Raw genomic sequence first — 14,668 nt, forward strand, 5'->3', positions numbered from 1 at the left:
CAAATATCCCACCCGCCCCCGCCGATGCCGCCGCGCGCCGCGCTGCCAAGCCGGCCATCGTCTACCCGGCCGGGACGATGCCCGGGCCGGATATGGCCACGCTCGAAGCAGCCCGCCGTGCGGCGGTCAAGACGCACGAGCTCATCGTGCCGCCACGCGATGCCCGCGCCTTTCGCGTGGCGCGCGGCCAGTTCTTCCGCATCGTCAGCATCGAAGGCCCTCAGGTCGGCGACCTCAATCTCTGGAACGCGGACGATCTCTCCGAGCGCTTCTTCAGCGGCAAGACGCGGGCGCTCCATGGCACGCATGTCGGCATCGGTGACCGGCTCTGGAGCAATATGCCCTATCTTCGGCCGATGGCGACCATCAGTCACGATACGCTTGGCTGGTACGGCTTCGACGCGGATGGCGCCGGCATTCACGACGTGATCGGCACGCGCTGCGACCCTTATACAAATCTCCTGTTGAACGGCACGGTTTACGATTTTTGCTGTCACTCCAACCTGTCGCGTGCGCTGGCGACGGAACTGAAGATGGAGCCGCATGCAGTGGAGCATCATGTTCACGACGTGCTCAACGTCTTCATGTGCACCGGCTTCACCAAGGACACGCACCAGTATTTCATGAAGGCAAGTCCGGTCCGGCCCGGCGACTTCATCGAGCTCTTCGCGGAGATCGACCTGCTCGGCGCGTTGTCGGCCTGTCCCGGTGGGGACTGCAGCGCAACCCATTCCAGCGATGCCGCGGCATGCCATCCGCTCAAGATCGAAATCTTCGAGCCGGATCGAACGACCCTGAAGGGCTGGACCTGGCCCACGCCGAGCGCTTATCACCGTCGCCACGGTGCGCATGCGGGAAGCTGAATCTCAGTCCTCGACCGGCAATCCATCGCCGTGCGCATACCAGTCCGCACGTGATGCCCACTGCAGGTGCCGGTCGCGTGCCGGCAATTCTCAAGAGGGCGCGGCCGATTCCGAGCCCGACCGCCTCACGCGAACTGCGCGATGCCGTGACCGACGGACCAGTTCTCCTTGGGGGCATCGAGCACGTTCACGAACACGTCCTCGGGGCGGATGCCGGGGCTTTCGCCGAGCAGATCGGCGATCCGCCGATAGAGTGCCTTCTTCTGCTCGGCCGTGCGCGAGGCGAACACGGTGATCTGGATCAGCACGGCGTCTTCGCTGCGCGCGACGCCGTAGGCATTGCCGCAGCGGAAGTTGGCCGGCTCATGCTCGGTGATGGCCATGAACGCGTCGCCTTCGGGCACGTTCAGGGCCTCGCGCATGGCGCGGTAAAGTCCGTCGAGTATCGCCTGCCGGTAGCCTTGCGACTTGCCGGCGCGCATCGAAATGTGGAGGAGAGGCATCGCGCGGCCTTTGCATGCGGCCCGACCGGCACGGTGATTTGAACGCCGCCGGTCCCGGCCAATTGAGGAAAACGGACTATCAATCTCAATCAATTTTTGACACGATGTCTAGAAAGCGCATTTTTGACGGCGTGTCAAATATTTTCCGGAGCCAAGCTTGAGACCGCGCGAGTTCGATCATGACGAGGTCCTGCGCGTCGCGTTCGACCAGTTCTGGCGCAAGGGCGTGCGCGGCACCTCGCTGTCCGACATCGCGCGCGATGCGGCGGTCCAGCGCGGGAGTCTCTACAACGCCTTCGGCAGCAAGGAGGCACTATTCCTGGAGGCCTATGAACGCTACGCGGGCGATTATCTCGCAGCACTGCATAAGGCGCTCGCAGTGGGATCCTTGCGCAAGCGCCTCACCTCGTTCTTCGATTTGACCATCACCAATTTTCGCTCGGGCACGCCGCCGCGCGGCTGTCCGACGACGCGCGGGCTGATGGAGCTCGGCGCCGCCGAAGGCGAGGGGCTCGACGACAACGCGCGCCAGGCTTTTGCGCGCCTGATTTCACGCATCACCGCAATGCTTCAGGACACGTTGGTGGCCGCCGCGGCGCGGGGCGAGTTCGACGGCAATCCTGCGGCTGCGGCGCTGCACATCGTTACCGTGACGCGCGGTCTCGCCGTGCTCGAGCGTGCCTTTGGCGACGAGCCCCAATTGCGCAAGATCGCCGGGCACACGATCGATCTCGTGCTCGGCAGGACGGGCGGATAGGTGTCAGCACAGCGCGAGCGCGTTGACCGCGATCGTGAACGATCTCGTCAATGCAGTGTCGCGCTGCCCACAAACCAGCTCTTCATCGCCCTCATCCGGTCATGCTGGAAAGACTGCGCGTGCCGGTCGGGCAGGATGAGGCCGGCCATGCGGAAGATCGTTGCGAGCCCCTGGACCGGCGCGAGCGCCCAATCGGCGCCGACCGCCGGCAGCCAGCGCTCGAATTGCTCGCGCGCGACATCGACGCGATCCTGCTGGGCCGCGGCAATCGCGCGCAAGATTCCGTGCTCGCTGTCGGACATGCGCGGACAGGTGGGGCAGTGCACCTCGATCGCGGTATGTGCGGTGCAGGCAAAGATCTCGATGATGGCTTCCAGCGACAGCACGGCATCGCCGACGCGGAAATGGTCGTACACCTGCTGGATATCGGCCGCCGTCGGAACGGCGCTTCCGCTGCGTGCCTTCGCCCGAAATCCCCAGACGAAGAGCCGCTCCGCCGCGCTCAGCGCAGGAAGGTCGAGGGGCCTGGTGTCAGTCGGTCGATGCATCGTGCCTCTGGCCTCCGGCTGCGCTCGCGCCAGCGCTGGCGCGGTTGATCTGTGCCGATCGTTCAGCCAGAGGGCTCTCCAAGTCAACGCGCGCAGAGCCGATGTCGAGGTGTTCTAGATTGGAAGAATTCGTATCTCGGAAGCAGCCGGTCGCTCGCCCTCGCAGCCATGGAGCAGCAGGGCTGCGCCCGCTCCCGCACAATTGCGGGGATGCCGGAACCCGAATGCTTAAAGATTTGCTAAGGGACTCGGGATAAACTGGCATATCAGCCATCCAATTCTTGTGAGCACCGATGATTTTCTCGCGCATCAGTTTCAAGCTGGTCCTGATTGTCGGCATCAGCCTCCTCGGTATGATCGCGCTGGTGCCGATCGCGCTCTCGACCCTGCGCGCGCAGATGGTCGCCGACCGTCAGGCCAAGACGCAGCAGATGGTCGATGTCGGCTACGGCATCCTGGCGCATTACCAGAAGCTCGAGAGCGAAGGAAAACTCTCGCGCGAGCAGGCGCAGGCCGCCGCGATGGCCGAGATCAAGATCCTGCGCTACGACAAGGTCGAGTATTTCTGGATCAACGACATGACCCCCAAGATGGTCATGCATCCGATCAAGCCCGAGCTTGACGGCAAGGATCTCTCCGGGATGAATGATCCCGCCGGCAATGCACTGTTCATGGGCTTCGTTGACGTCGTCAACAAGCACGGTGCGGGCTTCTACGGCTATCTCTGGCCGAAGCCCGGCTTCGACCAGCCGGTCGGGAAAATCTCCTATGTGAAGGGCTTTGCGCCCTGGGGCTGGATCATCGGCACCGGCATCTATCTCGACGACGTCGACGCCGCCTTCCGCCAGAACGCGACGACATTCGCCTATATTTGTCTCGCTGTGCTGGTCGTGGTGCTCGGCGCTTCGTTCCTGATCGGCCGCAGCGTCACCCGGCCGCTGGCCCGGATCACCGCGCTGACCGAGCGCCTTGCCGCCGGCGACAGCGCCTTCGACGTGCCCTACACCGACCGCCGCGACGAGGTCGGCGGTCTCGCCAAGGCGCTCGCCGTGTTCAAGGACAATGCAGCGGCGGTGAGCCGGATGCATGCCGAGCAGCAGGAGCTGAAGCAGAAGGCCGACGACGAGAAGCGCAAGACCATGGCCGATCTCGCCGGCAAGTTCGAGGCGAGCGTCCAGGCCGTCGTCCGCGACGTCTTCGACGAGGCCCGCGCGATGCAGCAGGCCGCGCAGGGCATGTCGGAAACCGCGAACAAGGCGAGCGACCGTGCGAGCTTCGTCGCCACCGCCTGCCAGCAGGCCTCGGGCAACGTGCAGACGGTGGCCTCCGCCGCCGGCCAGTTGTCCGCCTCGATCGCCGAGATCAGCCAGCGCGTGGCGCAGGCCGCGACAGTGGCCGACAAGGCCGCCGCCGACGGCCAGCGCACCAACGACACCGTACAGGGCCTTGCCGCCGCCGCGCACAAGATCGGCGAGGTCATCGACCTCATCAACCAGATCGCCTCGCAGACCAATCTGCTCGCGCTCAACGCCACCATCGAGGCGGCGCGCGCGGGCGAAGCCGGCAAGGGTTTTGCGGTGGTCGCGAGCGAAGTGAAGTCGCTGGCGAGCCAGACCGCGAAGGCGACCGACGAGATCGGCGCGCAGATCACCGCGATCCAGGCCGAGACCAATCAGGTCGTCGGCAACATCGAGAGCATCCGCGCCACCATCATGGAAGTCAACGAGATCTCCTCGTCGATCGCCGCCGCGGTCGAGGAGCAGGGCGCCGCGACGAAGGCGATCGCGCACAGCGTGCAGGAGGCGGCCTCCGGCACCGACCAGGTCTCGCACAACATCTCCGGCGTCACCGATGCGACCGCCGAGACCGGACAGGCCGCTGGCCTCGTGCTGCAATCGAGCGGTCGGCTGACCCAGAAGCTGCAATCGCTGCAGGACGAGGTCAGCGCCTTCGTTGCGGGTGTGCGGGCGGCGTAGCGGCGCGGATGCGGTCTGCCGCGGCGCGGACAATTCGCCGCGTCACCCTCGCGTGCGGCCCGCTCGAAATTCCGGCTTGCGGGAGCGCTCTTCGCGAGCGGTGTTCTCGCTCTTGACGATCGCGGTTAAAGTGCCGAAGCAGGTTCATCGAACCTGCCGACCCGCGCCTCGCTGCGTGGGCATGGAGACTGCCGCATGCCGTTCAAGAAGCTCCTGATCGCCAATCGCGGCGAGATCGCGATCCGCATCGCCCGCGCGGCGGCCGATGCCGGCATCGCGACGGTCGCGATCCATCCTGCGGACGATGCGCTGTCGCTGCATGTGCGTGTTGCGGACGAAGCGATCGAGATCCCCGGCCGCGGCGCGCGGGCCTATCTCGACGTCGAGGCCGTGGTGAAGGCGGCCAAGAGCGCCGCGTGCGATGCCGTGCATCCCGGCTATGGCTTTCTCAGCGAGAACGCGACCTTCGCGAAGGCCTGCGCCGCCGCTGGAATGACCTTCGTCGGGCCGCAACCGGCCGCGCTCGAACTGTTCGGCGACAAGGTTGCCGCACGTCAGCTAGCGAAGCGCTGCGGCGTGCCGATCATTGCCGGCACCAGCGGGCCGTCCTCGCTGGAGGAGATCACCGCATTCTTTGCCTCGCTCGGCAGCAATGCTGCGATCGTGATCAAGGCGATGGCTGGCGGCGGCGGCCGCGGCATGCGCGTGGTGGAGAACGCGTCCGATCTTTCGGAAGCCTATGCGCGCTGCCAGTCCGAGGCCAAGGCGGCGTTTGGCTTCGACGGCGTTTATGCCGAGCGGCTGATTCGGCAGGCACGCCACATCGAGGTCCAGATCATCGGCGACCGCCATGGCGCGATCTCCCATCTTTGGGAACGCGAATGCACCATCCAGCGCCGGCACCAGAAGCTGATCGAGGTGGCGCCGAGCCCGTCCTTGAGCGATGCCCTGCGCGGCCGCATCATCGAGGCGGCAAGGCAGCTGGCGGGTGCAGCGTCTTACGACAATCTCGGCACGTTCGAGTTTCTGGTCGACGGCACTGCCGAGGACAGCTTCGCTTTCATCGAGGCCAACCCGCGGCTCCAGGTCGAGCACACCGTGACCGAAGAGGTGCTCGGCGTCGACCTCGTCCGCGCCCAGCTCGCAGTCGCGGCCGGCAGCACGCTGGCCTCGCTGGGTTTTGCGCAAGCGTCGATCCCGAAGCCGCGCGGCTATGCCATGCAGCTTCGCGTCAACATGGAGACGCTGGATGAGACCGGCGCGACGCATCCGACTGGCGGCGTGCTCGCGGTGTTCGAGCCGCCGTCGGGCCCCGGCGTTCGCGTCGATAGCTTTGGCTATGCCGGCTACAAGACCAGCGCCGCTTTCGATTCGCTGCTGGCCAAGGTGATCGTGCACTCGCCGAGCGAGGCCTGGCACGACGTGGTCGCGAAAGCCTCGCGCAGCTTGCGCGAGTTCCGGATCGACGGCGTGGTCACCAACATCGCGTTTCTTCAGGCGGTGCTCGCGCATCCCGATTTCAGGACCAACCGCATCGCGACCGATTTCATCGACCGCAACATTGCCAAGCTCGTGGAAGCATCGGATGGCGCGGCCAGGCCGCTTTATTTCGCGGCAGCCGAGCGCAGCGGTGGCCACAGCGCGGAGGCGCACGTCGCGCAAGTCGTGCCCGAAGGCACGGTGATGGTCGCGGCGCCCTTGCAAGGGACCATCGTCACCATCCAGGTGAGGGAAGGCGAGATCGTCCGCCCCGGCCAGCAACTCGCCGTGATCGAGTCCATGAAGATGGAGCATCTCGTCATGGCCGAGCAGGGCGGGCGGGTGACAAAACTCGTTGCCGGTGACGGCGTCACGCTGCTGCATGGCGAGCCGATCCTCTATCTCGAGCCGCTCGACGTCGCGGCCGACAGCACGACGGCGGAAGCCGATGTCGATCTCGATCATATCCGCCCCGACCTTGCCGAGCTGATCGCGCGTCAGGCCAATACGCTCGACGAGAACCGCCCCGCTGCGGTCGAGCGCCGCCGCAACACCAACCAGCGCACCGCGCGCGAGAACGTCGCCCAGCTGGTCGATGACGGCTCGTTCATGGAGTACGGCAGCCTCGCGATCGCGGCGCAGCGCCGCCGGCGCAGGCTCGACGATCTCATCAAGAACACGCCGGCCGATGGCCTCGTCATGGGCGTCGCCACGGTGAATGCAGAGAGGTTCGGGCCTGAAGACGCGCGCTGCATCGTCGTCGCCTATGACTACACCGTGCTGGCGGGCACGCAGGGCCACATGAACCACAAGAAGATCGACCGCATGCTGACGCTCGCGGAAGACTGGCGCGTGCCGCTGGTGTTCTATGCCGAAGGCGGTGGCGGCCGGCCCGGCGACACCGATCGGCTCGGCATGACCGGCCTCGACGGCCCGTCCTTCGTGCAGTTCGCACGGCTCTCGGGTCTCGTCCCTGTCGTCGGGATCGTCTCCGGCTATTGCTTCGCCGGCAATGCCGCGATGCTCGGCTGCTGCGACGTCATCATTGCTACCAAGAACGCTTCGATCGGCATGGGCGGCCCCGCGATGATCGAGGGCGGCGGCCTCGGTGTCTATCATCCGGCCGAGGTCGGCCCTGTCTCGTTCCAGTCGCCGAACGGCGTCATCGACATCCTGGTCGAGGACGAAGAAGAGGCGACATCTGTCGCGCAGAAATACCTGTCCTATTTCCAGGGCGCGGTGACGGACTGGGAGGCCGCCGACCAGCGCCTGCTCCGCCGCGCCATCCCCGAGAACCGCCTGCGCGTCTACGACATCCGCAGCGTGATCGACCTCGTCGCCGACAAGGATTCCGTGCTGGAGCTGCGCCGCGACTACGGTATCGGCATGATCACGGCGCTGATCCGCATAGAAGGCAAACCATTCGGCCTGATCGCCAACAATCCGCGCCATCTCGGCGGCGCCATCGATGCCGATGCCGGCGACAAGGCTGCGCGTTTCCTCCAGCTCTGCGACGCCTTCGATCTGCCTGTTGTCTCGCTGTGCGACACGCCCGGCTTCATGGTCGGCCCTGAAGCGGAGAAGACCGCGATCGTGCGCCACGTCTCGCGCATGTTCGTGACCGGCGCCAGCCTCACCGTGCCGCTGTTCGGCATCGTGCTGCGCAAGGGCTACGGTCTCGGCGCGCAATCGATGATCGGTGGCGGCTTCCATGCCTCCTTCTTTACCGCGGCCTGGCCGACCGGCGAGTTCGGCGGAATGGGCCTGGAGGGCTACGTCCGCCTTGGCTTCCGCAAGGAGATGGAGGCGATCGCCGATCCCGAGGAGCGCGAGACCTATTACCGCAACAAGGTCGCCGAGCTCTATGCCAACGGCAAAGCGGTCTCGATCGCATCCGTGTTCGAGATCGACAATGTCATCGATCCTGCCGAGACGCGGCGCTGGATCATGGCGGGCCTGCGCACGGTGCCGAAGCCCGGGCCGAGGACGGCGAAGAAGCGGCCGTGCATCGACACGTGGTGAGGTTTCGTGCCCCAGTGCCCGCGAGAAAACGCTGGTTTGCGGCCGCAATAGCCGGTATCCCGGAGCAGATCTGCGCATCGCCGTCTCATCGTCGCTGGACGGCGTCTTGCCGATGAGACGAAGGATACGCGTTTCGATGACCGAACCCGCTTATGTCGCGGTGGACTGGGGCACCAGCAGCTTCCGGCTCTGGCTGGTCGATCGCGCCGGCCAGGTGCTGGCCGAGCGCCGCAGCGGCGAGGGCATGCTGGCGGCGGCGAAGGTCGGCTTTCCCGCCGTGCTGCAAGCGCATCTTGCCGCGGTGCAGGCGCCCGCGCATCTGCCGGTTCTCGTCTGCGGCATGGCCGGGGCCAAGACCGGCTGGGTCGAGGCCGGCTATGTCGACACGCCGGCACGGCTCTCGGCCGTCCTGAAGCAGGCCGTGCGCGTACCGGGCGAGGCGCGCGATATCCGTATCCTGCCCGGCATCGCCCAGCGCGATGCCAAGGCGCCGGACGTCATGCGTGGCGAGGAGACGCAATTGCTCGGCGCGCTCGGCCTCGATGCCGCAGGCGAGGCGCTGGTCTGCATGCCCGGCACGCATTCGAAATGGGTGCGGGCGAAGGACGGCACTGTCGAACGATTTTCCACCTTCATGACCGGCGAGCTGTTCAGCGCTGTCTCGCGCGAGACGATCCTTTCGCTCGCGGTCGCCGGCGCTGATGACGCCGAAGATGTTGCGAGCTTCAAGGCGGCCGTCAAGGCCGCGTTCGACGCTCCGGCCTTCGCCGCCAACCTGCTGTTCACCGCACGGTCGCGCCAGCTTCTGTTCGGCGGCTCGCCGGCCGCGGCGCGCGAGACGCTGTCGGGCACGTTGATCGGCGCCGAGCTGGCGGCGGGGCTCTCCGGCGCGGTGCCGCAAGCGGGCGTTCAACTGATCGCCTCGGGGCGGCTTGCGGCGCTGTATCGGCTCGCATTCGAGGCGCTGTCGGTGACCGCCAAGACGGTCGATGCGGATGAAGCCGTCCGCCGCGGCCTGTCGATGGCGGCTGCCGCGATCTGGACGAATTAGAAGGACTGCGAGAGATGAGCGTTCCCTTTCCGCCGATGCAGCGGCCGCTGGTCGCGATCCTGCGCGGCATCAAGCCCGAGGAGACCGAAGCCATTGTCGGCGTGTTGATCGAGGCCGGCATGACTGCGATCGAGATTCCCTTGAACTCCCCCGATCCATTCCGCTCCATCGCGTCGGCGGTGAAGCAGGCGCCACCAGACGTTTTGATCGGCGCCGGCACGGTCCTAACCACGGCGGATGTCGATCGGCTCAACGATGTCGGCGGCAGGCTGATGGTCTCGCCCAATGTCGACACTGAGGTGCTGGCGCGCGCGCATCAGCACGGCATGGTGACCATGCCTGGGGTGTTCTCGCCGACCGAGGCGCTGCTTGCGGCGCGATCCGGCGCGTCGAGCCTGAAATTCTTTCCGGCGAGCGTGCTCGGCGCCGCCGGCATCGCCGCGATCCGCGCCGTGTTGCCATCAGGCGTGATGATCGCCGCCGTCGGCGGCGTCTCCGACCAGAACTTTGGAGAGTACATCAAGGGCGGCGTGACCGCCTTCGGGCTCGGCTCCAGCCTCTACAAGCCCGGCATGACGGCAGCGGATGTCGCAGCGCGTGCGAAAGCGACGATCGAGGCATACGATCGGGCGATCGCGCAGACCTGAGCCGGGCGACCGTGCTAACCGCGCTTCGGCAAAGGCGCGGGCAGTTGCTCGTGACGGCGCTGCAAGCGGTGCCAGTGCAGCACGATGCCGATCAGCAGCGCCGGCACGAAGCCGAGCGCGATCAGGAAATGCGGCAGCTGCTTCGGCGAGATCAAGGCGATGGCGATATCGGAGATCAGCCACAGCGCTGCGAACATCACTGCAAAATCCGTTCGCGGGCAGCGCAGGTAATAGAACACGGCGGTGAAGACGATCGCGGGGCCGATCGCGACCGCGATCAGGATCGCGGTCAGCTCCTTCGGCGTCAACGCGTCGAGCACCATCGACGCCAGCAGCCAGAGTGCGGCGAACATGGCGACGATGTCGAGCGGATACCGCAATCCAATTCCTCTGGCGAAAGGCGCGCTATCGTTGGGGCCGGGACTGCGGCCGTCAAGTGAAAATGCGCTTACTCCTCGTCACGTCCTGGCGTCGGGCGCAGCATGAAATGACCGAAAGCGGTGGCGATCGGCTTCGAAGCATCGTCCTGCCAGGCCCGCGCCTCGAAGGCTACGATGCGTCGGCCCTGCTTCACGATCGAGACGTCGGCCAACGTGTCGAGCGCGCGTCCGGAGCGCAAATAGTTGACGGTGAGGCCGATCGGCTTGGGCGGTGCGGCGGCGCCGAGCTCGCGCGCCACCCCGACGATCGCGGTGGTCTCGAGGAAGGCCCCGGTCATGCCGCCGTGGATCGCAGGCAGGATCGGGTTGCCGATGATCTTCGGCGAGAACGGCATCGTCAGCGTGCCGTCGTCGTTGACGCGGATGCCGAGGCAACGCGCGAACGGGCTGCGCGCGAACGAGCCGTCCGGATCCTCCGGCGCCTCCAGCGTGGGGATGCTGCGTGCATCCATTCGGCGATCGGCGAGCATGTTGGTGCGGTTGGCGCCGATCATGAAGCAGGCAGTCGCGGTCGCGACCGGATCGTCTTCGGAGTCCTGATAGGCGGTGGAGCGCACGAAGGCAATCGAGCGCGTGGTGCGGTAGCAGACCGAATGCGCCTTGATGTCGAGGCCGGGCGTTGCCGGCTTCTGATAGTCGATGCGCAAGTCGAGGGTCGCGATCGCGCGGGTGCCGTCGAGCGCAAGCTGCACCGCCATGCCGCAGCTCTCGTCCAGCATCGCTGTGACGACGCCGCCGTGCAGCACGCCGGTCTCGGTGTCGCCGACGAAGACGGGACGATAGGGCAGGCTCGACCAGGCCTCGCCGGGCGCAAAGCGGTCGAGCTGGAGCCCGCTGATATGGCCGTAGTCGGAACGGCGCCCCTTGATCGCCTCGGCGAGTTCCTCGAAGGCAAGCGTGGTCGGTCTGGTGCTCATGGGGATCTTCTAGACCAGTGCCGGGCCTCGCGCAAAACCCCGAATGAGCCCCGCACGGGGCGGTTTGGTCTCGACAGGGCGCGCTGAAGCGCCGATGGTGGGCGCTCCGTTCGTCGATGAACTGCAAGGAGCGACCATGGCCGACCCCGAAACGCCCTCGACCGCCCAGGGGCCCGTCACCATTTCCACCTCCAGCGCCGAGCGGGCGCCGATCATCTATTTCGACGGCGCATCCTGCTTCGGCCACCACAATGGCGCGATCCAGATCGAGCTCGCCGCAAACCTTTTGATGCCGGTCGGCGCCGCCGTCAGGGTCGACGTGGTCCAGACCGCGCATCTGCGTTGCAGTGTCGCCGCAGCGCTGGCGCTGCGCGAAGCGCTCGACAAGGCGCTCGCGATGTACCAGCAGGGTCAGAAGCAGCCGGTTGCGGAGGAGATACCGGCGGTGAAGAACTGAGATCGCAATTGACAGCAAACTTTCTTTGCGCCACCTTTCGTGCAGGTTGATACGACCTGCCGGTTGCACCCTCCGTGGAATGGTGAACGTATCGAGCCCTGATCGGCCCCCCTTTGCCCGAGCGACCGGGTCAGCAACGCAACCACCTGACACACCTGGATCGCTCATGCAGAGGACGAACCGATGCGCGATTTTCGCGATGCCAAGGCTATGGCGCACACCCTGCGCGAATCCCTGACCACCAAGGCCATTACCATCAGCCACAGCGAGAGCCTCGAACTCGTATCGAGGATGCTGGGTGTTGCCGACTGGAATACGCTCTCAGCGCTGCTTCACGCCGAACGGCGTGACACGGCGGCGCCGGTCGCACAGCTGAAGACCACAACGGCGCACTATCCAGCCATTCCGCTGCGCGATCTCGTTCCGTTTCCCAATGCGACCTATCCCATGTTTGTGGGCCGCGACAGTACCGTCCGGGCGCTGAACCAGGCCTTTGAGGGCGGACGCGAGGTCGTGCTGGCGATCCAACGCGATGCGACCATCGATGACCCCCGATTTGCCGATGTCTACGATATTGGCGTCGTGGCCCAGCTGCTCGAGCTCGAACCCCTCAGCGATGGTACGTTCAGGGTACTGACGCGCGGGCTTCGGCGTGTTGCATTGCGCAGCTTTTCCACTGAAGGGGCTGCCTATCGGGCTGAGGCGGCTGACATCGGCGAGACTGCCGTTCGCGATGCGCGGGATCTAATCCGAAGCATCTATCAGCGATTCCAGGACTACACGGCAGCACACGGAATTCTGGTGCCGGATATCTGGCTGTTCTTTGATCAAACCCGTGATCCCGGACAGATCGCTGATATCGTGGCGACGCGAATGAGGTTGCCCATCAGGGACAAGTACGAGCTTCTGGCGACGCTCGATCCTATCAAGCGGCTGCAGCGGATCGAAGCGTTGCTCGATCTACCGCAGCGCCCGGTTTCGGCGAATTACGTGGCCACCAAACGACGGGCGCTCGATCATGCTGACCGGCGTCGCCATCAATACGCGACGCTCGAGCATCTGCTGCTCGCCCTGACCGATGATGCGGACGCCGCCACCGTCATGCAAGCCTGCGACGCCGATCTTGGCAAGCTAAGACAAAGGCTGACGCAGTATCTCGACAATGAGCTCAAGCACCTTATGGCCGAGGGCGGAAGCGCCATGCCTACGCCGGCGTTCGAGCGCGTTGACCAGCGGGCTGTGCTCCACGCTCAGGAGGTGGGCAATCCCGCAGTGACCGGTGTCAATGCTCTCGTCGCTCTCTTTCCAGAAACGCGAAGCCCCGCGGCGCGCATGCTCGCCGAACACGGCGTGTCGCGCTTTCGCGTAGACAAGGCCATTGTGCGACTGGCGGGCAAAGAGAAAGGCTAACTCACGTCTTCGTCACATGCACCTTCGCGGTCCTGCCGCCGTTCCACTTGCCGTCGAGCGCGCGCTCGATCTGGGCGGCGAGCTGCAAGAGCAGGCCGTCATTGGCCTGCTTGGCGATCGCCTGGATGCCGAGCGGCAGGCCGTGCTCTTGCGCGGCCATCGGCAGCGAGATCGCCGGAATGCCGCAGAGATTGGCCAGCGGCGTGAAGGCGAAGATGCGCCAGAGATTGTCGAACCAGTTACGCACATCGGGGTTGTCGGAGATGGTGAGGTATTCCCTGGTGCCGACCTTCGGCGTCGGCAGCGCAGTGATCGGCGTCAGGATCACGTCCCATTGCTCGAAGAAGCTGCCGAAGCGGCGCGCGGTCGTGTTGAACACGCCCTGCATCTTCGCCCGCTCGGCGAAGCTGGTGTGGCGCCCGGCTTCCCAGATCCGGATGTTCATCGGTTCGATCAGATCCTGCGGCGGCTTCTCCAGTCCGCGCGCGGCGAGCATGTTGGAGATCACCACCGCGAAGTTCGAGATGTAGCAGGTGGTCTGCGCCTCGAAGGCGGCGGGCAGGTCGATCTCCGGCAGCGCATAATCGACGTGATGGCCGAGGCCCTCGAGGAAGCGTCCGGCCTTCTCCAGCTCGGCGGCGATCTCGGGCGTCGCGGGGTAATTGCCCCAGGTGTGAGACAGCGCGATGCGAAGCTTTGCCGGGTCGCGCTTGATCATCTCGGAATAAGGCTGTGCCGTGGTCCAGAACGGCATGAACTCGCCGGGCGCGGGTCCCCGCGCGTGATCGACGAAGGCGGCGGTGTCGCGCACCGAGCGCGACTGGCAGCCCTGGATCGAGACGAGACCGGTGAGGTCGGACATGTGCGGCGCCAGCGAGAACACGCCGCGCGAGACCTTCAGGCCGATATTACCGTTGACACCGGCGGGAATGCGGATCGAGCCGCCGCCGTCGGTGGCATGCGCGATCGGCACCACGCCCGCGGCGACCATCGCGGCGCTGCCTGCCGACGAGCCGCAGGTGGTGTAGTCGGTATTCCAGGGATTGCGGGTGACGTAGATGGCGGGATTGTCGGCCGACGAGCACACGCCGAATTCCGGCGTCGTGGTGCGACCGATCAGGTTGAGCCCCGCCTGGCGGAATTTGCCGGTGAGGAACGTATCGGCGCTCGCGCGATTGCCGCGCATCAAGAGCGAGCCCATCTCCTGCAGCCGGCCCTTCATGGTCGGCCCGAGGTCCTTCATCAGGAACGGCAGGCCGGCGAAGGGACCCGCGAGATTGGCGCCGTCCTTGGCGGGATCGGCGATCACGTCCTCGAACAGCTCCACCACGCCCGACAGCGCCGGATTGACCTTGGCAACGCCGGCGGCGGCCTGGCGCGCCAGGTCCTTCGCCGTCAGCTCGCCCTTGCGGACGCGCGCCGCCAGCGCGACGCCATCGTGCTGCGCCCATTCATTCCAGCTCATCGGCAAAGTCATGAAGTCAAATCCCCTTAAGGTGCGGCGTCACCTTTTTCGCAACGGCCCGCGTGAATCAACCGAGGCGCCGCGAGGGGCAGGGTTGCGCCGGGCAGAGAGGTCGGGCCACCCGGATCGGGAC

At 65.9% G+C, this 14,668-nt stretch carries 13 protein-coding genes; 8 read left to right on the forward strand and 5 right to left on the reverse strand.

Features of this window, described 5'->3' with window-relative positions; all coding sequences use genetic code 11:
- The first annotated feature begins 5 nt into the window (after positions 1 to 5).
- Positions 6 to 863: an urea carboxylase-associated family protein gene (locus HZZ13_RS28620; protein WP_197962940.1), complete on the forward strand. Its 858-nt coding sequence runs from the start codon at positions 6 to 8 to the stop codon at positions 861 to 863.
- A 125-nt stretch (positions 864 to 988) separates the two neighbouring features.
- On the opposite strand, the gene HZZ13_RS28625 is transcribed toward HZZ13_RS28620, so the two are convergent.
- Positions 989 to 1,366, reverse strand: coding sequence for a tautomerase family protein (locus tag HZZ13_RS28625; protein ID WP_197962866.1), 378 nt, complete (start codon positions 1,364 to 1,366; stop codon positions 989 to 991).
- A 157-nt stretch (positions 1,367 to 1,523) separates the two neighbouring features.
- Here HZZ13_RS28625 and HZZ13_RS28630 point away from each other — a divergent pair, with 157 nt between their 5' ends.
- Positions 1,524 to 2,123 carry a TetR/AcrR family transcriptional regulator gene (locus HZZ13_RS28630; protein ID WP_197962867.1) on the forward strand — a complete coding sequence of 200 codons (600 nt, stop codon included), beginning with the start codon at positions 1,524 to 1,526 and terminating at the stop codon, positions 2,121 to 2,123.
- Between the two features lie 47 nt (positions 2,124 to 2,170).
- Here HZZ13_RS28630 and HZZ13_RS28635 read toward each other — a convergent pair whose 3' ends face one another.
- Positions 2,171 to 2,671: a hypothetical protein gene (locus HZZ13_RS28635; protein WP_197962868.1), complete on the reverse strand. Its 501-nt coding sequence runs from the start codon at positions 2,669 to 2,671 to the stop codon at positions 2,171 to 2,173.
- Positions 2,672 to 2,964: 293 nt separating this feature from the next.
- On the opposite strand from HZZ13_RS28635, the gene HZZ13_RS28640 reads away from it, so the two are divergent.
- From HZZ13_RS28640 to HZZ13_RS28655, 4 genes are all read left to right on the forward strand, one after another.
- Positions 2,965 to 4,647 carry a methyl-accepting chemotaxis protein gene (locus HZZ13_RS28640; protein ID WP_197962869.1) on the forward strand — a complete coding sequence of 561 codons (1,683 nt, stop codon included), beginning with the start codon at positions 2,965 to 2,967 and terminating at the stop codon, positions 4,645 to 4,647.
- Between the two features lie 195 nt (positions 4,648 to 4,842).
- Complete coding sequence (locus HZZ13_RS28645; RefSeq protein ID WP_197962870.1) at positions 4,843 to 8,148, forward strand: acetyl-CoA carboxylase family protein; 3,306 nt, start codon at positions 4,843 to 4,845, stop codon at positions 8,146 to 8,148.
- A gap of 136 nt (positions 8,149 to 8,284) precedes the next feature.
- Positions 8,285 to 9,199, forward strand: coding sequence for a 2-dehydro-3-deoxygalactonokinase (locus HZZ13_RS28650; RefSeq protein WP_197962871.1), 915 nt, complete (start codon positions 8,285 to 8,287; stop codon positions 9,197 to 9,199).
- A 14-nt stretch (positions 9,200 to 9,213) separates the two neighbouring features.
- Positions 9,214 to 9,846 carry a 2-dehydro-3-deoxy-6-phosphogalactonate aldolase gene (locus HZZ13_RS28655; RefSeq protein WP_197962872.1) on the forward strand — a complete coding sequence of 211 codons (633 nt, stop codon included), beginning with the start codon at positions 9,214 to 9,216 and terminating at the stop codon, positions 9,844 to 9,846.
- A gap of 14 nt (positions 9,847 to 9,860) precedes the next feature.
- On the opposite strand, the gene HZZ13_RS28660 is transcribed toward HZZ13_RS28655, so the two are convergent.
- A complete protein-coding gene (locus HZZ13_RS28660; RefSeq protein WP_197962873.1) occupies positions 9,861 to 10,226 on the reverse strand; it encodes a hypothetical protein in 366 nt (121 codons plus the stop codon).
- A 68-nt stretch (positions 10,227 to 10,294) separates the two neighbouring features.
- Complete coding sequence (locus HZZ13_RS28665) at positions 10,295 to 11,203, reverse strand: PaaI family thioesterase (RefSeq protein WP_197962874.1); 909 nt, start codon at positions 11,201 to 11,203, stop codon at positions 10,295 to 10,297.
- A gap of 136 nt (positions 11,204 to 11,339) precedes the next feature.
- Between HZZ13_RS28665 and HZZ13_RS28670 the strand changes: the two genes are divergently transcribed.
- Together HZZ13_RS28670 and HZZ13_RS28675 are read left to right on the forward strand one after the other, a co-directional pair.
- Entirely contained in the window at positions 11,340 to 11,660 is a 321-nt protein-coding gene (locus HZZ13_RS28670; protein WP_025032108.1) for a hypothetical protein, read from the forward strand.
- A 183-nt stretch (positions 11,661 to 11,843) separates the two neighbouring features.
- A complete protein-coding gene (locus tag HZZ13_RS28675) occupies positions 11,844 to 13,070 on the forward strand; it encodes an LON peptidase substrate-binding domain-containing protein (protein WP_197962875.1) in 1,227 nt (408 codons plus the stop codon).
- Position 13,071: 1 nt separating this feature from the next.
- Here the strand turns inward: HZZ13_RS28675 and HZZ13_RS28680 are convergent, their stop codons facing one another.
- Positions 13,072 to 14,547, reverse strand: a complete 1,476-nt coding sequence (locus HZZ13_RS28680; protein WP_197962876.1) for an amidase — start codon at positions 14,545 to 14,547, stop codon at positions 13,072 to 13,074.
- Positions 14,548 to 14,668: the final 121 nt, after the last annotated feature.

Origin of the sequence: Bradyrhizobium agreste (genome assembly GCF_016031625.1) — a bacterium.
GTDB classification, from domain to species: domain Bacteria; phylum Pseudomonadota; class Alphaproteobacteria; order Rhizobiales; family Xanthobacteraceae; genus Bradyrhizobium; species Bradyrhizobium agreste.